The 19860-nt window shown below is 69.9% G+C and carries 21 protein-coding genes; 12 read left to right on the top strand and 9 right to left on the bottom strand.

Annotated features, from left to right (window positions below; genetic code table 11):
- Positions 1–5: 5 nt before the first annotated feature.
- From ACFRAQ_RS01615 to ACFRAQ_RS01605, 3 genes are all read right to left on the bottom strand, one after another.
- On the bottom strand, positions 6–1619 hold the full coding sequence (locus ACFRAQ_RS01615; protein ID WP_379092637.1) for a carboxylesterase/lipase family protein: 1614 nt from the start codon (positions 1617–1619) through the stop codon (positions 6–8).
- A gap of 316 nt (positions 1620–1935) precedes the next feature.
- On the bottom strand, positions 1936–2181 hold the full coding sequence (locus tag ACFRAQ_RS01610; RefSeq protein WP_357280742.1) for a DUF2630 family protein: 246 nt from the start codon (positions 2179–2181) through the stop codon (positions 1936–1938).
- On the bottom strand, positions 2178–3578 hold the full coding sequence (locus ACFRAQ_RS01605) for a PLP-dependent aminotransferase family protein (RefSeq protein WP_379092633.1): 1401 nt from the start codon (positions 3576–3578) through the stop codon (positions 2178–2180). The genes ACFRAQ_RS01610 and ACFRAQ_RS01605 overlap by 4 nt, the downstream gene beginning before the upstream one ends.
- 176 nt (positions 3579–3754) lie before the next feature.
- Here ACFRAQ_RS01605 and ACFRAQ_RS01600 point away from each other — a divergent pair, with 176 nt between their 5' ends.
- Genes ACFRAQ_RS01600 through ACFRAQ_RS01590 form a run of 3 tightly spaced genes read left to right on the top strand, consistent with a single transcriptional unit; the run spans position 3755 to position 5205 of the window.
- Complete coding sequence (locus ACFRAQ_RS01600) at positions 3755–4444, top strand: pyridoxamine 5'-phosphate oxidase family protein (protein ID WP_379092630.1); 690 nt, start codon at positions 3755–3757, stop codon at positions 4442–4444.
- A 21-nt stretch (positions 4445–4465) separates the two neighbouring features.
- The gene (locus ACFRAQ_RS01595) at positions 4466–4786 is read left to right on the top strand and encodes a type II toxin-antitoxin system Phd/YefM family antitoxin (protein WP_379092627.1); all 321 of its coding nucleotides are present in this window, start codon (positions 4466–4468) and stop codon (positions 4784–4786) included.
- A complete protein-coding gene (locus ACFRAQ_RS01590; RefSeq protein ID WP_379092624.1) occupies positions 4783–5205 on the top strand; it encodes a type II toxin-antitoxin system VapC family toxin in 423 nt (140 codons plus the stop codon). The genes ACFRAQ_RS01595 and ACFRAQ_RS01590 overlap by 4 nt, the downstream gene beginning before the upstream one ends.
- A 5-nt stretch (positions 5206–5210) precedes the next feature.
- Here ACFRAQ_RS01590 and ACFRAQ_RS01585 read toward each other — a convergent pair whose 3' ends face one another.
- The 3 genes from ACFRAQ_RS01585 to cobF all read right to left on the bottom strand — a co-directional run bounded on the left by ACFRAQ_RS01585 (position 5211) and on the right by cobF (position 8690).
- Complete coding sequence (locus ACFRAQ_RS01585) at positions 5211–6077, bottom strand: Fpg/Nei family DNA glycosylase (protein WP_379092621.1); 867 nt, start codon at positions 6075–6077, stop codon at positions 5211–5213.
- Between the two features lie 114 nt (positions 6078–6191).
- On the bottom strand, positions 6192–7802 hold the full coding sequence (locus ACFRAQ_RS01580) for an AMP-binding protein (RefSeq protein WP_379092618.1): 1611 nt from the start codon (positions 7800–7802) through the stop codon (positions 6192–6194).
- A 123-nt stretch (positions 7803–7925) separates the two neighbouring features.
- Positions 7926–8690 (bottom strand): precorrin-6A synthase (deacetylating), encoded by a 765-nt coding sequence (gene cobF, locus ACFRAQ_RS01575; RefSeq protein WP_379092615.1) that lies wholly within the window; start codon positions 8688–8690, stop codon positions 7926–7928.
- A gap of 20 nt (positions 8691–8710) precedes the next feature.
- Between cobF and ACFRAQ_RS01570 the strand changes: the two genes are divergently transcribed.
- From ACFRAQ_RS01570 to ACFRAQ_RS01550, 5 genes are all read left to right on the top strand, one after another.
- Positions 8711–9517, top strand: coding sequence for a thymidylate synthase (locus ACFRAQ_RS01570; protein WP_379092612.1), 807 nt, complete (start codon positions 8711–8713; stop codon positions 9515–9517).
- Entirely contained in the window at positions 9514–10008 is a 495-nt protein-coding gene (locus tag ACFRAQ_RS01565; protein ID WP_379092609.1) for a dihydrofolate reductase, read from the top strand. The genes ACFRAQ_RS01570 and ACFRAQ_RS01565 overlap by 4 nt, the downstream gene beginning before the upstream one ends.
- A 105-nt stretch (positions 10009–10113) precedes the next feature.
- Positions 10114–10440, top strand: a complete 327-nt coding sequence (locus ACFRAQ_RS01560; protein WP_357091284.1) for a cupin domain-containing protein — start codon at positions 10114–10116, stop codon at positions 10438–10440.
- A gap of 63 nt (positions 10441–10503) precedes the next feature.
- A complete protein-coding gene (locus tag ACFRAQ_RS01555; RefSeq protein WP_379092606.1) occupies positions 10504–11511 on the top strand; it encodes a Dyp-type peroxidase in 1008 nt (335 codons plus the stop codon).
- 38 nt (positions 11512–11549) lie between these two features.
- The gene (locus tag ACFRAQ_RS01550) at positions 11550–12347 is read left to right on the top strand and encodes a family 1 encapsulin nanocompartment shell protein (RefSeq protein ID WP_379092603.1); all 798 of its coding nucleotides are present in this window, start codon (positions 11550–11552) and stop codon (positions 12345–12347) included.
- Here the strand turns inward: ACFRAQ_RS01550 and ACFRAQ_RS01545 are convergent, their stop codons facing one another.
- Positions 12348–13334, bottom strand: a complete 987-nt coding sequence (locus tag ACFRAQ_RS01545; RefSeq protein WP_379092600.1) for a GlxA family transcriptional regulator — start codon at positions 13332–13334, stop codon at positions 12348–12350.
- 136 nt (positions 13335–13470) lie between these two features.
- Between ACFRAQ_RS01545 and ACFRAQ_RS01540 the strand changes: the two genes are divergently transcribed.
- Complete coding sequence (locus tag ACFRAQ_RS01540; protein WP_379092597.1) at positions 13471–14061, top strand: isochorismatase family protein; 591 nt, start codon at positions 13471–13473, stop codon at positions 14059–14061.
- 12 nt (positions 14062–14073) lie between these two features.
- Here the strand turns inward: ACFRAQ_RS01540 and ACFRAQ_RS01535 are convergent, their stop codons facing one another.
- Positions 14074–15441 carry a serine hydrolase domain-containing protein gene (locus ACFRAQ_RS01535; protein ID WP_379092594.1) on the bottom strand — a complete coding sequence of 456 codons (1368 nt, stop codon included), beginning with the start codon at positions 15439–15441 and terminating at the stop codon, positions 14074–14076.
- A 158-nt stretch (positions 15442–15599) separates the two neighbouring features.
- Here ACFRAQ_RS01535 and ACFRAQ_RS01530 point away from each other — a divergent pair, with 158 nt between their 5' ends.
- Both ACFRAQ_RS01530 and ACFRAQ_RS01525 read left to right on the top strand, forming a co-directional pair.
- On the top strand, positions 15600–16124 hold the full coding sequence (locus tag ACFRAQ_RS01530) for a hypothetical protein (protein WP_379092591.1): 525 nt from the start codon (positions 15600–15602) through the stop codon (positions 16122–16124).
- 42 nt (positions 16125–16166) lie between these two features.
- Positions 16167–16562, top strand: coding sequence for an NUDIX domain-containing protein (locus ACFRAQ_RS01525; RefSeq protein ID WP_379092588.1), 396 nt, complete (start codon positions 16167–16169; stop codon positions 16560–16562).
- Positions 16563–16622: 60 nt separating this feature from the next.
- Here ACFRAQ_RS01525 and ACFRAQ_RS01520 read toward each other — a convergent pair whose 3' ends face one another.
- Positions 16623–18290: an MFS transporter gene (locus tag ACFRAQ_RS01520; RefSeq protein ID WP_379092585.1), complete on the bottom strand. Its 1668-nt coding sequence runs from the start codon at positions 18288–18290 to the stop codon at positions 16623–16625.
- 173 nt (positions 18291–18463) lie between these two features.
- Between ACFRAQ_RS01520 and ACFRAQ_RS01515 the strand changes: the two genes are divergently transcribed.
- On the top strand, positions 18464–19855 hold the full coding sequence (locus ACFRAQ_RS01515; protein ID WP_379095717.1) for a TerD family protein: 1392 nt from the start codon (positions 18464–18466) through the stop codon (positions 19853–19855).
- Positions 19856–19860 lie beyond the last annotated feature (5 nt).

The following is a 19860-nucleotide window of genomic DNA, read 5'->3' as shown; positions in this document are numbered from 1 at the left end:
GCCGCTCAGGTGAGCGCCGGAATCCGGACCCCTTGCCAGGCCAGGCGTTTGGTGCGGTCCGGGTCGAATTCGACCCGGCTCGGTGCATCGATGATGAGGGTGGCGCGCTGGTCCTCGGTGTAGGCGGGCCAGGCCGGGAGCGGGGCGCCGGTGCGGGCGAAGGACAGCCAATTGTCCTGGAACTGCTTGGACACCGATTGGAATCCGCGATGCCCGCCCAGGGCGGTCATGGCCCGCCCGATGCCCGTGTCGACCGCGCCGAACACGGGGATCAAATCGAGGGCGTGGGTCGCGCCTAACCCGCTCACCTGGACTGCGCGCGGGGCGAAGTCGTAGCGGTAGGCGTAGGTCGGCGCGAATCGGCTGTGCGCCTCCATGACCCGGACCGAGGGCCGCCAGAAGGTGAAGTCGCCGCCCATCCGGATGGTGGCCTTCTTGCCCGGGAAGCCGGGATAGGCGGCGGCGACCCGGGATTCGACGGCCGCGTCGTATTCGGACAGCGCGTCGTGCAGGCGTTCCTCCGAGGTCGGCATGGTCCGGCCGAGTTTGGTGAAGATGGGGCCCTCACCGTCGGCCTCGAGGGCCTGGTCGACGTGGCGCAGCAGCCAGCGCATGCGGTCGGGGGTGGTGGGCAGGGTGTCGTCGAGGCGCACGAACAGGGTGGCCTCGTCGCGGTTGGTGCCGAGGATCAGCGGCACCCGGTGCGCGGTGCCGTGGGCGAACGCGGCGACCGGTGCGGCGGGCAGGAATTCGCCGTCCACCACCGGGGCGACCGGGAACAGGCCCGGCTGCTCGTGCATGACCCGGGCCAGCGCGCGGTCGACGCCCTTGCGAATGTCATTGGCCCCGGCGGTGCTCAGGGCCTGGGCGGCGTCGGCGGGGTCGATGCCGAGTTCGTCGAGGCAGCGGCGGGCGAAGAGGCGGGCCTCGGCCTGGCTCGGCGCCCAGTCGGCGGGCGCGCTCTGCGCGATGCCGCGATGGAACAGTCCGGCCGCGGCGGGGGTCGCCATGAGCGACAGCACCGCGTGCGCGCCCGCGGATTCGCCGAAGATGGTGACGTTGCCGGGGTCACCGCCGAACGCCGCGATATTGCGCTGCACCCACTCCAGGGCCGCGACCTGGTCCCGCAGACCCAGATTGGAGTCGAATTGCCGGTCGGGCGTGGAGTATTCACCGAAATCGACGTACCCGAACGCGCCCAGCCGGTAGTTGACCGACACGACGATGACATCGCCGCGGGCGGCCAGCCGCGCACCGGAATACAGTCGCAGCGCGGAGGTTCCGATCATGTAGCCGCCGCCGTGGATGAACACCAGCACCGGCCGCGGCGTCCCCGACGGCGAGTTCGGCGCCGCCACATTCAGGGTGAGGCAGTCCTCCCCCGTCGCCTGCGCCTGCCGCGGCCCGATCCGCGCACCGTCACGGTGTTGCATTGCGGCATAGCCGAAGTCGGTCGCGTCCCGCACCCCGGTCCAGGGTCGCACCGGCTGCGGCGCCCGAAAGCGCAAGTCGCCGACCGCCGGCGCGGCGAAGGGAATGGACCGCCAGCGTGAGACGCGGCGGCCCCGGATTCCGCGCACCACCCCGTCCGCGGTCGTGATGTCTGTGGTTGCCACCATTTGAAAAGCGTAGACCCAACGGTCGGGCGCTCCCAGGGCCTACGCGTGGGGACCCCATATTTGGCGACTCCCGCCACCCGGGGCGCGCGGCGCCCGCCTAGGAGTGGCCGCAGCTCCAGCCGCTGCGGGACGGAGGATCCGGTTGTCCAAGGCGGACGGCTCCCGCTACACCATGACGGGGGTCCCGCCTCTTGTCCCAGGGCGGACGACACCGGCCGGTTCAGGAGGCCGAGACCTACTGGCAGGCGGCGCGCGGCGAGGTCACACGGTTCGGTCCGAGACCGCTCGAGGTGGTACTGGGGGCGCGGGGCTTCCGCTACTGGAGGTAGCCCTCGACCTGGCGGGCGGAGTTGGGTTGAGCCTCGTCGGGATTGCGGCCCTGGTCCAAGCGGGCGCGACGCTGGCGGAGCAGGTCCCAGCACTGGTCGAGCTGGACCTCGATCTCGGCGAGCTGGCGGCGTTCGGCCTCGGGGTCGAGTTCGCCGCCGGTGGTCTGGGCGCGCAGCTCGTGCTCACGATCCACGAGTTCCTTGATGCGCGCGTGGATGTCCTTTTCGGTCATGCGGTCCACTGTACGACCCGGGCCAGCGCGTTTCCGGCCAACCGGACCGCGCCGGGCAGGTCCGCCGCGGGCAGGGCGGCGTATCCGAGGGCTATGCCGAAGGTGTGCCGGGGGCCGACGTGGTGGCGGGCCAGGCCGTCGAGGTAGACGCCGTTCGCCCGGGACGCGGTGATCGCGCGATCCTCCTGCTCCGCGCTCGCGAGGGGGACGTAGATGTGCGAACCCGCGTCGTCGCCGCGCACCTCCAGACCGTGGCGGCGCAGTTCTTCCAGGACGAGCGCGCGGCGGGCGGGCATGTCGCGGCGCAGGCGGCGCAGATGCCGGGCGAGGTCTCCCGCGCGGGCGAGTTCGGCCACCACCTGCTGTCCGGCGGGTGAGGGGCTGGCGCCGGTGAGTTCGCGGTGGGCGAGCACGGCCTCGGTGACGGCGGGATCGGCCACCAGCCAGCCGGTTCCGAGCGTCGGGGTGAGGATCTTGCTGGTGGTGCCGAGGTGCACGACCACGTCCGGGGCGAGGGTGGCCAGCAGGGGCAGCGGCGCGGTGTCGTACCGCAATTCGCCGTCGTAGTCGTCCTCGATCACCAGTGCTCCGGCGCGGCGCGCGAATTCGATGAGCTGTACCCGCCGCGCCGCGGGCATGCGCGCGCCGAGCGGAAACTGGTGCGCTGGAGTGCAATACACCATGCGCGCGTTCTCGGGGAGCAGCTCGACGCGCAGCCCGTCGGCGTCGACCGGCACCGGCACCAGGCGCGCGCCCGCCGCCCGGAACGCGCCGCCGGCCCGCTGATACCCCGGATCCTCGATCGCCACCACATCGCCGGGCCGCAGCAGCGCGGCCGCGAGTTCGCCTGCCGCCGCGCTGGTTCCGGCGGTGGCGAGCACGGTCGCCCCGCTGCCCGCACCCAATCCTCGATGCCGCAGCAGGTGTTCCGCCACGGCTTCGCGATACGCGGCCTCCCCGCGCCGATCCCGCCGGATCACCGGCGGCCGATCCGACGCGGCCCGCCACGCGCGACGCCATGCCGCGGCATCGATGGCCTCGATCGACGGCGCTCCCGCACCCAGATCCAGCAGCCCGGCCAGCGGGTCGACCCGCTGCGGCCCATCGGCCTGCGCGTCCACCCGCGGCGGCGTGGCCGTCAGATACGTCCCCGACCCGTGCCGGCCGTCCAGCCACCCCTCCGCGTGCAACTGGTCATAGGCGGCCGTCACCACCGTCCGGCTCACCCCCAACCGAGCAGCCAACTCCCGCGAGGACGGCAGCCGATCACCCCCGCGCAGCGCCCCGCTGGTCGCGGCCCGCCGCAGCCCATCGGCCACCTGCACGGTCAGCGGCTCCCGCCCATCCCGCTCGATGGCGAACGGCAGATCATCGTCAACCAGGCGATTCCCCCGCAAGTGGCCTCCTGATTTCTCTGCGAACAGTAGATATCAGGATGCCACTCGACACCTCAGCACCTGCGAGCCGACGGCAGCCGCGAATGGACCCCAACAGCGCGAGGCCACAAGTGGTCTGCGAATCTTCCGAAGAATTGGCTATTCAACAATGCCAATTCCCCGCCGAAACTGGTCATATGAGTGAGACAGCGACGACCCGGACCTCATTGTCACCCACCCCGCGCAGCAGCCTCACCCGGTCCAAGGAGCGGGGCAGGACCGACCGCGCCGACCTGGACGCCATTCTCGACACCGGCCTGCTCTGCCACCTCGGCGTCCTGCTGCACGGCGCCCCGGTGGTCATCCCCACCATCTACGGCCGCGACGGCGACACCCTCTACCTGCACGGCTCCACCGGCGCCGGCAACCTGCGCGCCGCCATGACCGGCGACGTCTCCCTGACCGTCACCCACGTCGACGGCATCGTCTACGCCCGCTCCGCCATGCACTTCTCCATGAACTACCGATCGGCCGTAATCCACGCCCGGCCAACCGAACTCACCGACCCGGAAGAACGCATGCACGCCCTCCGCGTCATCGTCGACCAGGCCGCCCCCGGCGCGTGGGACTCGGTGCGCTCCCCCGACAAGAAGGAGATGGCCGCGACCCTGGTCCTGGCCGTCGACCTCACCGAGGCCTCGGTCAAGATCCGCACCGGCGGCCCCCGCGACACCCCCGAGGACATCGCCGCCGGCGGCGTCTGGGCAGGCATCCTCCCCCTCCGCCAGATCTTCGACGCCCCCATCCCGGCCGCGGATCTGGAGCCGGGCATCGAGGTTCCGAACCACGTCATGGAGAGGTGTAGCGAAAGCGTAGTAACGCTGTAGCCAGTCCCGTATCCTGGGATGATGACGAGTCCAGCGGAGCTTCCGGAGATCCCTCAACGGGAGCTGCGGAACGACGCGAGCCGGGTTCTCCGGGAGGTCCGCGCCGGGCGCTCCTACACCATCACGGTCGATGGAACCCCGGTCGCGGATCTGGTTCCGCACCGGAATCTGCGCCGGCGCACGGCCGTTCCGCTCACCGAAGCCATCGCGGCCTTCAGCGGACCGTCCGGTGCCGCGACGGGAGCGCCGAACCATCCGGGTGAACTCATCGACGATTCGCTCTACGACCCGTACGACCGGGCCTATCGCCGTGGGGAATTCGCGGAAGACGGTGGCGAATGAGCCCGGTACCCGTTCGCGGGCTGGTCGATACGAACATGCTCATTCTGCTCGAGGCACTGGACCCGGATGAGCTGCCCGCCGAGTTGGTCGTCAGCGCGGTGACGATGGCCGAGCTCGCGGCGGGCCCGCATTTCGCGACCGAACCGGGTGAACGCGCCAGCCGGATCGAGCGCCTCCAGAATGCGGAAGCCCTGTTCGAGCCGCTCCCCTTCGACACCCGGGCAGCGCGGCGGTTCGGGCACATCGTCGCGTCGGTGCTCGCGGCCGGACGCAAGCCCAAACCTCGGCGGGTCGAGCTGATGATCGCCGCCATCGCCTCCGTGCACGGTTTGCCGTTGTTCACGGTCAATCCGGATGATTTCACCGGCCTGGCCGGGTTGGTCGATGTCCAGAAGGTCACCCATCCGGACAATCGCTGACCCCGCTATTTCAGCAGGCGGGACATGCGGCGGTCGGCGAGGATCTTGCCGGAGGTCTGACAGGTGGGGCAGTACTGGAAGGACTTGTCGGCGTAGGAGACTTCGCGGACGGTGTCGCCGCAGACCGGGCAGGGGAGGCCGGTGCGGGCGTGGACCTGGAAGCCGGAGCGTTTCTCGCCCTTGAGGCGGGCGGCGTCCTGGCCTACCGAGCGCAGGATGGCGTCGGAGAGGGTGGCGCGCATGGCGGAGTAGAGGGCGGCCAGCTGCCGGGGGTTGAGGGTGCCGGAGTTGGCGAAGGGGGAAATCTTTGCGGTGTGCAGGATTTCGTCGGAGTAGGCGTTGCCGATGCCCGCCATGAGGGTTTGGTCGGTGAGGGCGTTCTTGACCCGTTGGGAGGTGCCGCCGAGGATCTCGGCGAATTCGGGTTCGCTCACCGCGAGGGCATCCGGTCCCAGGCGGGCGATGCCGGGCACCGAGAGCGGGTCGGCCGTAATCCATACGGCCAGCCGTTTCTTGGTGCCCGCCTCGGTGAGATCGAAGGCGGGAGTGGCCCCTTCGGGGGTGAAGAAGTGCACACGCAGGGCGAGCGGGCCTTTGCCGGGCTTGGGTGGATTGGCTCCCGGTTCGTCGATCCACCGCAGCCAGCCGCCCCGGGACAGGTGGGTGATCAACCACAGCCCGTCGCAATCCATTCCGAGGTGCTTGCCCCAGTGCCCCACCCCGGTGACATCGCGCCCCGACAGCGCCGTCACCGGCGGATCGAAGGTCTTGAGCACGCTCAGCGCGGCCACGTCCACCCGGCCGACCACCGCCCCCACCGCATGCTCGGCCAGAAACTGCTCGAGCGCCACTATCTCCGGTAGTTCGGGCAACGGATCTCCTCCAATCCCCGAGGCATCTCCGGGTCTGCCGACCCGGATGATCGTCTCCCACCCTAGCCGTCCCCGCCGACACCCCCGGGATTCAGCGCGGCCAGCGGTTCGCCCTCAGTCGCGGAACTGCTGACGCAGCAGGTAGCGCTGGACCTTGCCGCTCGGGGTCTTGGGGAGTTCGGGGACGTAGTGGATGCGGCGGGGGTAGACGTGGGCGGCCAGTTTCCGTTTGACCAGGTGCTGGAGGTCGGTGGTGAGGGTGTCGTCGGGGTCGATTCCGGGGGTGGCGACCGCGACCGCGATGAGCACCTCGCCGCGCAGTTCGTCGGGGACGCCGATGACCGCGGCCTCGGAGATCGAATCGTGCTCGGTGAGGACGCTTTCCACCTCGAAGGGGCCGATACGGTAGCCCGCCATCAGGATGACGTCGTCGTCACGCGAAGCGAACGTGAGGTAGCCGTCGGCGTCGCGGGAGGCGACGTCGCCGGTGAGGTACCACCGGCCGTCGGCGGTGAACCGGGCGGCGCTGGCCTCGGGGGCGTCGCGGTACTCACGGAACAGCAGCAGTGGGCTGGAGGTCGCGATGGCCACCCGGCCGGGCTGCCCGACCGGCGCCGGCTCGTCGGAGTCCAGGCCGAGGATCTCGACGGTGTAGCCGGGCATGGGGTGGCCCATGGACCCGATCTTGATGTCGGCCAGCAGGTCGGGGTGCCAGGCGTTGACGACGGTCATGCCGGTCTCGGTCTGCCCGTAGTGGTCGCGGATCTCCAGTCCCAGTATCTGTTTCGACCAGGTGATGACGTCGGGGGTGAGCGGCTCTCCGGCCGAGGACAGGCGGCGCAACCGCACGCCATCGGGCACGGGGCTGTTGCGCAGCGCGCGGTACACCGTGGGCGCGGCGGCGAAGTTGGTGACGCCGAAGTGGTCCAGCACCCGCCAGGTGAGGGCCGGGTCGAAGGCCGAGCAGACCAGCATGCTGCGTCTGCCGGTCGCCATGGGCGCGAGGATGGCGATGTAGAGCCCGTACGCCCAGCCGGGGTCGGCGATGTTCCAGAACACGTCGCCGTCGGCGTAGTCGATGCCGTATTCGAGGTACATGACCACCCCGGCCATGCCGCCCAGCCGCATGGGGACGGCCTTGGGTTTGCCGGTGGTACCGGAGGTGAACAGTTCCACGAGTACGCCGTCACCGCCGATGGCCACGGATTCCGGTGCGGGCCCGGTGTTCTCGAGCAGATCGGCGAAGGCGACGTCGTCGTCTTGGGGCACGCCCGTGGTGATGATCCGCCAGTCGCGTTCGGCCGGGAGGTCCGCGCTCGGCGCGAGTTTGGCCCGCTGGTCGCCGTCGGTGATGACGAATGTGGTGCCGTTCCCGGTGACGCGCAAGGCGATCGCGCCGGGAGCGAAGGCGGTGAACAGCGGCACGTGCACGGCCCCGAGCCGCCAGACGGCCAGCAGGGCGATCACCAGTTCCTGCGATTTGCCCATCAGGGTGGCGACCCGATCACCTTCCGCCACACCGAGTTCCGCGAGCGCCGCGGCGGCTCGCCGGGACTTCTCGCGCAGTTCACCGAAGGTCACGTCGACACTCGACAGGTCGGGCTGCACGAAGGTGAACGCCACCGCGTCGCCGGGATGCCGGTCGCACAGCAGCTCGGCCGCGCAGGCGTCGGCGGCCCCGTACTCGTCACGTAGTTCCAGGGCCCGCTGGATCGGGGTCGTCATGCCGTACCTCCACACGCGAGGGGGTCCCAGCCCGTTGTCCAACCCCGGACTGTGACCCCCGCTACACCGTCGCTCCGACTATTGACGCTCCGCCAGTAAGAGTCAACAGCCGCGCCGGATCCGTCAGAGGGAGCGGCGCAGGAGGTAGATGTCCATGATCCAGCCCTTGGCCTCCCGCAGCGCCGCGCGGCGGCGGGTGATGCGGGATTCGACGACCCGCAGCGGGCCTTCGATGACGACCTCGTCGGGCATGCCGAGGTAGGCGCCCCACCAGATGTAGATGTCGTCGCCGGGCAGCTGGGTGAACGAGCATTCGCCGTCGAGCATGACCAGGGTGGATTGACCGTCGGCCAGCCCCTCGTCCCGCAGTCGGCGGCCGGTGGTGATGTGGAGGGGTTCGCCGATCTCGTGCAGGACGGTGCGGTGGGCCGCGGCGAGGGCCTGCACGCTGGTGATACCGGGAATGACCTCGTAGTCGAATTGGATGCGGCCACGGTCGAGGACGCGTTCGACGATGCGCAGCGTGCTGTCGTAGAGAGACGGGTCGCCCCAGACGAGAATGCCGCCGACGCCCTCGGTTCCGGCGAAGGCCTGTTCCAGGAGTTCGGCGCGCGCCTCGTGCCAGTCGGCGACCACGCCCTGGTAGGCGGCGTCGGCGCCACGCGCGGGCACGCTGCGATCGCGCGGCGGGTCGGTGATCTCCACGACCGTGTGCGGATGCTGGACGTGTTCGGCCAGGATCGTCGCGCGCACGTCCGTGAGCTCCTGTTTCTCGGCTCCCTTGCCGATGAGGAAGAACACGTCCACCTGGCGCATCGCCTTGACGGCCTGCACCGTCACCTGGTCCGGGTCCCCCGCCCCGATTCCGATCACAAACAACTTTCGCACGGTGCGTAAGCTTGCCAGGCGTGGAGAGCGCCCGAGATACCCAGTACGAGGACCTGCTCCGACTGGTGCTGGAGTCCGGCACCCCGAAGGCGGATCGCACCGGCACCGGCACCCGCAGCATCTTCGGGCATCAGCTGCGCTACGACCTGTCGCAGGGCTTCCCGCTGATCACCACCAAGAAGGTGCATCTCAAGTCGATCGTCTACGAGTTGCTGTGGTTCCTGCGCGGCGACTCGAATGTGAGCTGGCTGCGCGAGCACGGTGTCACCATCTGGGACGAATGGGCCGACAAGCAGGGCGAATTGGGCCCGGTCTACGGCGTGCAGTGGCGGTCGTGGCCGAGCCCGGACGGCACCCACATCGATCAGATCTCGCAGGTGCTGCAGACGCTGCGCACCGACCCGGACTCGCGCCGCATCATCGTGTCGGCCTGGAACGTGGCCGAGCTGGACAAGATGGCCCTGGCCCCCTGCCACGCGTTCTTCCAGTTCTACGTGGCCGACGGCAAGCTGTCGTGCCAGCTGTATCAGCGCAGCGCGGACCTGTTCCTGGGCGTGCCGTTCAATATCGCCAGCTACGCGCTGCTGACCCTGATGGTGGCGCAGCAGACCGAACTGCAGCCCGGCGAGTTCATCTGGACCGGCGGCGACGTCCACATCTACGACAATCACGTGGAGCAGGTGCGCGAGCAGCTGACCCGTGAGCCGTACCCGTTCCCGGCATTGCACCTGCGTCCCGCCCCCTCGCTGTTCGACTACGAATACGAGGACGTGGAAATCGAGGGCTACCAGCATCATCCGGCCATCAAGGCGCCGGTGGCGGTGTGAGCAGAACCGTCGGCCTGATCTGGGCGCAGACGACGCGGGGAATCATCGGGCGGGACAACACGATTCCGTGGCGGGTGCCCGAGGACATGGCGCATTTCAAGGACGTCACCTTCGGTCATCCGGTGGTGATGGGCCGCAAGACCTGGGATTCGCTGCCCGCGCGTTTCCGTCCGCTGGACGGCCGCCGCAATATCGTCGTGACCCGGCAGCCGGAGTGGGCGGTGGACGGCGCGGAGCGCGCGGGTTCGCTGGCCGAGGCGCTGGAGATGACCGGCGACAAGTCGGTGTGGATCATGGGCGGCGGTGAGATCTACCGCGCGGCAATGCCTTTCGCGACCGAGCTGATGGTCACCGAGATCGACGCGGACATCGACGGCGACACTGTCGCGCCGGCGATCGACCGGCAGTGGCGGGCCGAGGCGGCCGATTGGCGTGAGTCGTCGACGGGTCTGCGCTATCGATTCCGTCGTTATACCCGCCCGCGCGGATAACGGTCGGACTCCTCGTCCGGCAATTCCCGCACACACCGCGTCGAAACCGCCGAGCGCCCCGGGTGTGTCCGGCATACTCAGCGATACTCCGGCGAAAGGCAGTCCATGGACAAGAAGTCGCTGACCGCGGTTGCTCGCCAGCAGCTGAAGCTGGCCGCCACGGCCTCGAGCGGGCGTAGTTCGTCGACGATCTACGGCGGCCACGCGCATTCGCTGCGGCAGACGGTGATCGCGTTGACGGCCGGACAGACGCTGGCCGAGCACGAGAATCCGGGCGAGGCGACGCTCATGGTGATCAGCGGGGTGCTGGTGCTGATCAGCGGCGCCAACGAGTGGAAGGGCTCGGCCGGCGATCTGATCGTGATCCCGAATGCCCGGCACAGTGTGAAAGCCATCGATGACGTGGCGTTTCTGCTGACCGTGGCCAAGTAGGGCGCCCCGACACGGACGGACCGGACCGTTCGGCGGTGGAGGGCAGGGCCTAGGCTGGTGCTCATGCGTGAGCCACAGCCGATCATCGACCCGCTCACCCCGGCCGCACTCTTCCTCGTGGTGACCATCGACGAGGGGGGCGAGGCGGTGACGCGGGATTTGCTCGCCGATCTGCCCGGGTTGCGCCGCTCCGTCGGTTTCCGACTGCCGGGTTCGGGCCTGGCCTGCATCACCAGCATCGGGTCCGCGGCCTGGGACCGTCTGTTCGCCGGGCCGAAACCCGCACAGCTGCACGAGTTTCCGGGTTACGTCGGGGAGCGGCACCAGGCCCCGGTCACGCCGGGTGACCTGCTGTTCCATATCCGGGCCGAGGTCCAGGACGCCTGTTTCGAATTGGCGATGAAGCTCGCCGAACGGCTGGCGGGGGCGGGCACGATCGTGGATCAGACGGTGGGTTTCCGCTATTTCGAACAGCGCGATCTGCTCGGTTTCGTGGACGGCACCGAGAATCCGGAGGGCCAGCTCGCGGTGACCGCCGCGCTGGTGGGTGACGAGGACCCCGAATTCGCCGGTGGCAGTTACGTGATCGTGCAGAAGTACCTCCACGATATGGCCGCCTGGAAGGCGCTCTCGACCACCGAGCAGGAAAGGGTCATCGGGCGAACCAAACTCGACGACTTCGAGCTCTCCGAGGACGATCAGCCCGCGGATTCCCATGTGGCCGTGAATGATCAGGACGTCTCCGGCAATATCGTGCGCGCCAATATGCCGTTCGGCTCGGTCCAGGACGGCGAATACGGCACGTACTACATCGCCTACGCCGACGATCCGGCGGTGCCGGAAGCCATGCTGACCCGCATGTTCCTGGGCAGCGACGAGGCGGCGTACGACCGCATCCTGGATTTCTCCACCGCCATCACCGGCACCTCGTTCTTCGCCCCGCACGCGGCGTTCTTCGACGCTCTTCCCGACGCGCCCGCGCCGGCGGCGGCCGCGGTCGCCGCGCCGGAATCCAATGGCGCGGGATCCCCTGACGGGTCGCTGGGAATCGGGACGCTGCGAAATCGTTGAGTAGCTACGAAATCGTCGAACCGACAAGGAGCTGACGTATGAACAACCTGCATCGCGAACTGGCGCCGATCACCTCGGAGGCATGGAAGGCCATCGAGGAGGAGGCGACGCGAACCTTCAAGCGGCACATCGCGGGTCGCCGCGTGGTCGATCTGTCGGGACCGCACGGTGTCGACTATTCCGCGGTCGGTACGGGCCGCACCACGGCGATCGAATCCCCGGGCGACGGGGTACAGGCGCGGCAGCGCGCGGTGGTGCCGCTGATCGAGTTGCGGGTGCCGTTCACGCTCTCGCGCACCGAGCTCGACAATGTGGAACGCGGAGCCCAGGACGCCGACCTGGACCCGGTGAAGGCGGCCGCCAAGAAGATCGCGTTCGCGGAGGACCGCGCGATCTTCGAGGGCTATCCGGCGGCGGAGATCCAGGGCATCCGGGCCGCCACCTCGTGCGAGCCGGTGAAGTTGCCCGGTGACGCGCGCCTGGCTCCCGAAGCGGTGGCGCAGGCGTTGAGCAAGCTGCGGCTGGCGGGTGTGGACGGCCCGTATTCGGTGCTGTTGTCGGCAGACCTGTACACCGCGGTCAGCGAGACCTCCGATCACGGTCACCCGATCCGCACGCACATCGAGCGGCTCATCGACGGCGAGATCATCTGGGCGCCGGCCATCGACGGCGCGTTCGTACTGTCCACGCGCGGTGGCGATTTCGATCTGCAGCTGGGCCAGGACCTGTCGATCGGCTATCTGTCCCACGACGCGGAGACGGTGCAGCTGTACTTCCAGGAGAGCCTGACGTTCCTGGTGTACACGGCCGAGGCGGCGGTCGCGCTCGAAGCGTGATCAGGTGATGCGGAAGCGGTTTCGATACTCCGTCGGCGTCGTGTCCAGCGTGCGCCGGAAGGCCCGGGTGAGGGTGTCGGTGGTGTTGAAGCCGCTCAGCGTCGCCACCCGTTCCAGGGTGTGATCGGTCGTCTCGAGCTGGTTGCGCGCGAATTCCACGCGCGCGGACTCGATGTAGGCGGCCGGGGTGGTGCCGAGGTCGGTCTTGAAGACGCGGGTCAGCTGCCGTTCGCTGATATGCGCCTCGGCGGCGAGGTCGGCGACGGTGAGCTGGTCGCCGAGGTGGCGGGTGATGTAGTGCCGCAGGTCGTCGATGCGCCGCGTGGTCGAGATGGGTTCGAGTGACACGCTGAACTGGCTCTGCCCGCTGGGCCTTTTCAGGAACATGACCAGCTGCCGGGCCACCCGCAGTGCGAGGGCGTCGCCGAAGTCGTCGGCGACCAGGGCGAGCGCCAGGTCGAGGCAGGCGGTGAGTCCCGCTCCGGTCCAGACGTTCTCGTCGCGGATGAAGATCGGGTCGGCGTCGACCTCGACGGCCGGGTGCTCGGCGGCGAGCTGGGTGGCGGTGGACCAGTGCGTGGTGGCGCGTCTGCCGTCCAGGAGTCCGGCGTCGGCGAGGATGTGCGCGCCCACGCACACCGAGGCGACTCGCCGGGTCTGTCCGGCGAGTCTGCGCACCCACTCGACCACGGCCGGGTCGCTGAGCGCGCGAACCCGGCCGTCCGCGTCCACGTCGACGGCGCCGGGCACGACCAGGGTGTCGATACCGCGGTCGCCGATCTCGGCGAAGGTGATGTCGGGCAGCACCCGCACGCCCGCGGAGGTGGTCACCGGGTCGAGGGTCTCCGCGGCGAGCGCGACGCGATATCCGGTCTCCCCGTTCATCTCTCGCCGCAGCAGCGCGAAGACCTCGGGTGGTCCGGTCACGTCGAGCAGGTCGACGCGGTCGAACAGCACGATGACCACGAATCGTTCGATGGTGCCCACGGTCCTCCGTCCGCCCGATCCGGCAATGTCCGGATTTGCAGGTTACATGACATTTCCGACACGCCCGCGGGCTCATAGCGTGGACGACGTCCCCCGCACCAGGCGGCGCGGACGACACACGACCGGAGGAATTCCCATGTCCGCCCAGACCCTGCGCGACCTCAGCGGCTTCGATCAGACCCCCGCCACCCTGTCCGACGCCACCCTGATCCTGGTCGACTACCAGAACACCTATACCCGCGGCGTGATGGAGTTGACCGGCTGGGAACCCGCCCTCGACGCCGCCGCCGACCTGCTGGCGCGGGCCCGGGCCGCCGGTGCGGCGGTCATCCACATCGTGAACGACGGCGGTCCGGGCACGCCCTACGACATCACCGACGAGATCGGCCGCATCCATCCCCGGGTGGCCCCGATCGACGGCGAACCCGTTGTGGTGAAGACGGTTCCGAACGCCTTCGTCGGCACGGACCTGGCCGCGCACGTGGACGCGGCGGGCCACGAGAACGTCGTGATCGCCGGTTTCATGACCCACATGTGCGTCACCTTCACCACCGAGGGCGCGTTCCTGCGCGGCAATCGCCCCACGGTCGTGGCCGACGCGTCCGCCACCCGTCCCCTGCGGTCGGCCGCCGGTGAGGTCGGCGCCGCCCAGTTGCACGAGAGCGCCCTGGCCACCATCGCCGACCTCTACGGTGTCGTGGTCGCCTCCGGCTCCGAGCTGAACTGACCGCCCCCGGGGTCAGGGCTGGCGGGGCATCGCGCGGCTGGTGTGCAGGTAGCGCGTCCCGGCGTGCCCGTCACCGTTGATCAGGCCGTAGACGGTGTGGCGGCCGCGGATCGGGTGGGCGGCGATGAGCGCGTCGGGCCGCAGGTGCAGCACTTCGATGCGGTCGGGGACCGCGACCAAGGCGGCCTCCGCGGTGAGGGGTTTGGTGGAGAGCCAGGCGCGTCCGCCGGGGTCCACGTCGATGGCGTGCTCGTACATGGCGGAGCGGTAGCGGCCGCTGACGCGCGCGGCGTCGACCGGTTCGGGGCGGGCCGGGGGCACCGGGCGGGCGGGCAGCCGGATGCCCGCGTGTTCCCACAGCAGGTCCTCGACCAGGTCCCGGTAGAGCGCGAACGCGCTTCCGCCGTTGGCCAGCAAGGCGATCGCGACGCCGGAGGCGGGCGCGATGCGCAGGAAGGCGTTCTGGCCGAGGGTGCTGCCGTCGTGCCCGAACAGCCCCGTCGCGGCGTCGAACAGCTGCCAGCCCAGTCCCCAGTGGGTGCCGTAGCCGATATCGGGCACCTCGATGTGCGGCCGGGTCATGTCCCGGACCGCGGATTCCGGGAGCACGGCGGTTCCGTCCGGGGCGCGCCCGCCGGACAGGTGCAGCCGGGCGAATCCCAGCAGGTCGCGCGCGGACATGGCCAGCCGGGCTCCGGCCGGGGCATTGGAGGCCGGGAGCGCCCACACCGGCGCGGGCAACGGACCGGTCCCGGGCTCGAATCCGGTGTGCCCGACCGCGGCCCGGAACAGGATGGCCTCGTCGGCGTCGGTGGCCACCCGGGTCAGTCCGAGCGGGGTCACCAGCCGTTCCCGCAGCAGCGTGTCGAAGGGCTTGCCGCGCAACACTTCCAGGATGCGGCCGAGCAGTACGTACCCGCTGTTGCAGTAGGAGAACATGGCGCCGGGCCGGTGCACCTGCCCGGCGTCGGCGATGGCGGGCACGAAGTTGGCGACCGCGTCCGCGCCGCGCCCGGTGTCGAGGAACAGGTCACCGTCGATGCCGGAGGTGTGACCGAGCAGCTGCCGGACGGTGATGGCGGCGGCCGCGGCCGCGTCGCGCACCCGGAATTCGGGCAGGTAGCGCCGGACCGGGGCGTCGAGGTCGAGCAGGCCCTCGACGACGGCCTGCATGATCAGGGTCGCGGTCCACGGCTTGGTGATCGAGCCGATCTGGAACACCGAATCCGTGGTCGCCGCAACACCGGTCGCGGTGTTGAGGACCCCGGCGGCCGCGTCGGTGATCCGGCCGCCGGACAGGACCGCGACCTGCGCGCCGGGTACCCCGTACTCCTCGAGCAGGTCGCCCAACCGGCGTTCGAGATCGACGGCTGGCACCATGGGTCGCTCCTTCGGGTAATGCCGACCCACACCGCCGGAGGCGGTAGGAGTGGGCACCGTAGGTTAGGTCGGCGACGGCGCCGGTGTCGAGATCGCCGGGCAGCCGGGACCCGGGACGGGTACGGTGACGCGCAGTCGGTTGCGGGAGGCGATGAGCGATGGTGCGGGCGGGCGTGGTGCCGGGACGCCGGATTGCCGGTTACGCGGCGGCGGGCGTGTTCCTGGTCGCGGTGGTCTGCGCCGGGACGATCGGGGTCTTCGGGCTGAATCGGGTGTTCACGGGGTTGTTCTTCGGGGTGGCTGCCGCGGTGGGGCTGTTGATCCTGCTGTTCGGGCGGGACGGGGTGGAACTGACCGAGGCGGCGATCGTGCGCCGGACGCCGTGGGGCACCTCGACGGTGGCGTGGGATCGGGTGGTGGCGGCGCGGTTCGCGCTCGACGAGCACGGCCGCTGGACGCTGGCGCTGGACCTGACCGACGGCGACGAGCCGCATCGGGAGCTGGTGCTGCTGTCCATCCCGCCGGTGCACCGCCCGGTGGCCGGTGCCTACGACCAGCGCAAGCGCGAGCAGGTCACCGAGATCCGAACCATGTTGCGGCAGCGCCGGATTCCGGTGACCATCCTGCCGGAGATCGCCGAGGCGTTGCAGGAGCACTGGAAGATCGCCCCGCCCACGCGGTGATCTCCGGCGAGCCCGCATCGGCGCCCGGTTAGGGTGGGTGCCGTGATTCGTACCGCGGCACTGGCGCACATCCGGGACCGCCGCATGCTGCAGACCCGGTCCGACGGCAAGACCGTCTTCTACATGGCGGGCGGCAAGATCGACCCGGGCGAGACCCCGGAGATGGCCCTGCACAGGGAGATTCACGAGGAGCTCGGGGTCGGCACGGCCGGGGTGAGCGAGCTGGGCGTGTTCGAGGCCGAGGCGTACGGGCACGCGCCCGGCACCCGCCTGCACATGACCTGCTTCCTGGGCGAGCTCACCGAGGAGCCGCGGCCCTCGGGCGAGATCGCCGAACTGCGCTGGTTCACCCTCGCCGAGTACGCCGCCATGGACGAGGTCGCTCCCGGTTCGCTGCTGGTCTTCCAGCACCTGCACGCGCTCGGTCTGATCGACTGATCCGGGAACCGTTACGCGACCGAAGACGTCAGCCCGTTCGTCCGGCCGGTGCCGGGACGGTCAGCTGCTCTCACCGTCCCCGGTGCCGTCGGACAATGCCCGCGAGTCGTCGGGCGGCACGTTGTCGGCGGCCCCCGTGTAGGGCCGGTTCGGGATGCGGGTGGCCGCGGCCAGGCCCACCAGCAGGAACAGCGCGGCGGCCAGCAGGGTGGTGCGGGTGGAGTCGGTGAAGGCCCGGCTCAGCGCGTCCGCGATGGCCGCGCCGCCTCCGTGCTCGCGCACCCCGGGGATGGCGCCACCCGCGGATTCCCGGGTGGCGGTGGCGAGGGTGTCGGCGACGTTCGGCGGCAGATCCTTGACCGCCGCGAGGCGGCTCGGCAGATCGTGCGCCAGGGCCGCGGACAGCAACGCACCGACGACCGCGGTACCGAAGGCCGAACCGACCTGCCGCACCGTGCTCTGGGTGGCCGAGCCCTGACCTGAATTGCGCGGCGGCACATCGGCGAGCACGGTCCCGGTCAATTGGGCGGAGGCCATGCCGAGTCCGATGCCGTACCCGATCAGCAGCACGGCCAGCCACCAGCCGGAGATGTGCGGGGTGACGAACAGCGCGGCCAGGGCCACCGCGACGACCTCGAAGGCGAGGCCCAGCTGCACCACCCGCACCGGCCCGTAGCGCCGCACCAGCCCTTCGGCGATCCCCGCGGCCAGGAACGCCCCGACGGCCATGGCGGCCAGGACGTAGCCCGCGCCGAGGGTGGACAGCCCGAGCACGTTCACCATGAACAGCGGCAGCACGAACAGCAGGCCGAATTCGCCCAGCGCCACCAGGAACGCGGTGATATTGCCCCAGCGGAAGCTGGGGATCCGGAACAGCGCGGGATCCAGCAGCGCGGAGCGTCCGATCAGATGGCGATGCTGTTCCCACTTCACGAACAGGTACAGCGCCAGCACGCCCAGCACCAGCAGCACCGGGATCGGTGAGATGGGCGCGCTGACCGGCCATTTCCATCCGGCGATCGGGAACTCCCGCAGCGGTTTCCACCAGCCGTAGGTCTGGCCCTCGATGAGCGCGAACACCAGCAGCGCGAAACCCATTGCGCTGAGCAGGAATCCGTCCACGTCCAGGCCGGGCGCGTTCTTGCCGGTGCGGGTCTCGGGCACGAACAGCACCAGCCCGATCAGCACCACGATGCCCAGCGGGATGTTCACCAGGAAGATCCAGGGCCAGGTGAAGTAGGTGGTGAGCCAACCGCCGAGCAGCGGCCCGATGGCGGCGACACCGGAGATGACCGAGCCCCACACGGCGAAGGCGATGGCCCGGTCGCGGCCGCGGAACAGCGCGTTCACGGTGGCCAGCGTGCCGGGCATGACGCCCGCCGCGCCGATGCCCTGGATGACGCGTCCGAGGATGAGGGGTCCCGCGCTGTGCGCCCGCGCGGCGAGCAGACTGCCGAGCAGGAAGACGATGACGCCGGCGGCGAACATGGTGCGCCGTCCGAGCCGGTCGCCGAGTCGGCCGCTGGTGATCAGCAGCGCGGCCAGGACCACCGCGTAGATGCTGTTGATCCATTGCGCCTGAGTGAAATTCAGCCCGAGCTCGTCGATGAGGACCGGCAGTGAGACCGAGACGATGGTGCCGTCGAGCACCACCATGCCCAGGCCCAGCGCCAAGACTCCGAGGGTGATCCACTTCCTGCGCCCCAGATCGGGCCGAGTTTCCGTCATCCGTCGCTCCCGCCGCTGAACAGTTGTCCGTGGACGCCGATGTTTCAGTTAGCCATCTATGCGCGAAATGTCCGTTGATCAGTGTAGGCCGAGGTCATTGGACAGCCGAACATTAGCCGGTCGGAAAGGGGAAACAGTGCATGCCGGAATCGGATAACTTGGAAATCGTGTCGATGATGAAGGGTTCCAACGTTCCGGTGGCGGCCTCCGAAGTTCGGATCGAACTGGGCTGGGAATCGGGACCCGGGGTCCCCGACGCCGACGCCTCCGCGCTGCTGCTGGCCGGTGGGCGGGTCCGCTCGGACGCCGATTTCGTGTTCTACAACCAGCCCGCGCACGCCTCCGGCGCCGTGCACCACCGAGGCAAGCAGCCCGGACCCGTGGTGGTCGACGCGCTGTCGGTGGATCTGCCGCGCGTGGAGCCGCAGATCGACAGCATCGTGCTGGCCGCCTCCGCGGACGGCGGCACCTTCGCCCAATTCCGCGGCCTGCACGTGCGTTTGGTGGATGCCCGCGGGGTGGAGCTGGCCCGGTTCGACAGCGCCGACGCCACCTCTGAGACCGCGTTCGTGCTGGGTGAGCTGTACCGCCGCGACGGGGGCTGGAAGTTCCGCGCGGTCGGCCAGGGCTACGCCTCCGGACTCGCCGGACTCGCAACCGATTACGGCATCACCGTCGACGACGCGCCCGCCCCGCAGCCGATTCCGCCGCAGCCGCTCGCTCCCCCGCAACCGTTCACGCCGCCGCCCGCGCCGCAGCAGTTCGCGCCGCCACCGCCGCCGCAACCGTTCACGCCGCCGCCCGCGCCGCAGCAATTCGCACCCCCACCCGCACCGCAGCAATTCGCACCCCCACCGCCGCCACAACAGTTCGCGCCCGCGCCGCCGCCACCGCAGTTCGCTCCCGGGCAGCCGCCCGCGCCCGCGCCGCGGGTGAACCTGGCCAAGATCTCGCTGACCAAGGAGGCCCCCGCGGTCTCGCTGACCAAGGCGGGCGCGACCGGCGGCATCATGCGGGTCAACCTGAACTGGTCGGTCCCGAGTTCGGGCGGTCTGTTCGGGCGCAAACGCGCGCAGGGCGGCCTGGATCTGGACCTGTGCGCCTTCTGGGAGCTGACGGACGGTTCGCGCGGCTGTGTCAGCGCGCTGGACACGTTCGGCAATCTCACCAAGCCGCCGTTCATCGCGCTGGATCAGGACGACCGCACCGGCGGCAGCGCGGCGGGCGAGAACCTGGCCATCAATCTGGACCAGACCGCGGCCTTCCGCCGCATCCTGGTGTTCGCCTCGATCTACGAGGGCGCCCAGGATTTCCGTGGCGTGCACGCCACCGCGACCCTGTTCCCGCGCGACGCCCCGCCGATCGAGATGGAAGTGGGCGGCTGCCAGGACGATTCGCGCGAGATGGTGCTGGCGCTGATCGAGAACATCGGCGGCGAGCTGGTGGTGCGCCGCGAGGGCCGGTTCATCCGACCGCCGGAGGGCCGCAAGTTCTGGGGCAAGATGGCGGTCGACCAGGCCTACGGCTGGGGCCTGAAGTGGGGCACCTCGAAGGGCAAGTCCTGAGCCGA

Origin of the sequence: Nocardia sp. NPDC056611, from assembly GCF_042792755.1 — a bacterium.
Taxonomy (GTDB): Bacteria; Actinomycetota; Actinomycetes; order Mycobacteriales; family Mycobacteriaceae; genus Nocardia.
Note: the sequence above shows the minus strand (reverse complement) of the source record. Positions and strands in the feature narration are given on the sequence as shown.

What these genes read in the sequence shown, in the direction of transcription:
- ACFRAQ_RS01615 (WP_379092637.1), bottom strand. Translation starts at nt 1,619, where the DNA reads ATGGTGGCAACCACAGACATCACGACCGCGGACGGGGTGGTGCGCGGA.
- ACFRAQ_RS01610 (WP_357280742.1), bottom strand. Translation starts at nt 2,181, where the DNA reads ATGACCGAAAAGGACATCCACGCGCGCATCAAGGAACTCGTGGATCGT.
- ACFRAQ_RS01600 (WP_379092630.1), top strand. Translation starts at nt 3,755, where the DNA reads ATGAGTGAGACAGCGACGACCCGGACCTCATTGTCACCCACCCCGCGC.
- ACFRAQ_RS01595 (WP_379092627.1), top strand. Translation starts at nt 4,466, where the DNA reads ATGACGAGTCCAGCGGAGCTTCCGGAGATCCCTCAACGGGAGCTGCGG.
- ACFRAQ_RS01590 (WP_379092624.1), top strand. Translation starts at nt 4,783, where the DNA reads ATGAGCCCGGTACCCGTTCGCGGGCTGGTCGATACGAACATGCTCATT.
- ACFRAQ_RS01580 (WP_379092618.1), bottom strand. Translation starts at nt 7,802, where the DNA reads ATGACGACCCCGATCCAGCGGGCCCTGGAACTACGTGACGAGTACGGG.
- ACFRAQ_RS01560 (WP_357091284.1), top strand. Translation starts at nt 10,114, where the DNA reads ATGGACAAGAAGTCGCTGACCGCGGTTGCTCGCCAGCAGCTGAAGCTG.
- ACFRAQ_RS01555 (WP_379092606.1), top strand. Translation starts at nt 10,504, where the DNA reads ATGCGTGAGCCACAGCCGATCATCGACCCGCTCACCCCGGCCGCACTC.
- ACFRAQ_RS01550 (WP_379092603.1), top strand. Translation starts at nt 11,550, where the DNA reads ATGAACAACCTGCATCGCGAACTGGCGCCGATCACCTCGGAGGCATGG.
- ACFRAQ_RS01540 (WP_379092597.1), top strand. Translation starts at nt 13,471, where the DNA reads ATGTCCGCCCAGACCCTGCGCGACCTCAGCGGCTTCGATCAGACCCCC.
- ACFRAQ_RS01535 (WP_379092594.1), bottom strand. Translation starts at nt 15,441, where the DNA reads ATGGTGCCAGCCGTCGATCTCGAACGCCGGTTGGGCGACCTGCTCGAG.
- ACFRAQ_RS01530 (WP_379092591.1), top strand. Translation starts at nt 15,600, where the DNA reads ATGGTGCGGGCGGGCGTGGTGCCGGGACGCCGGATTGCCGGTTACGCG.
- ACFRAQ_RS01520 (WP_379092585.1), bottom strand. Translation starts at nt 18,290, where the DNA reads ATGACGGAAACTCGGCCCGATCTGGGGCGCAGGAAGTGGATCACCCTC.
- ACFRAQ_RS01515 (WP_379095717.1), top strand. Translation starts at nt 18,464, where the DNA reads ATGATGAAGGGTTCCAACGTTCCGGTGGCGGCCTCCGAAGTTCGGATC.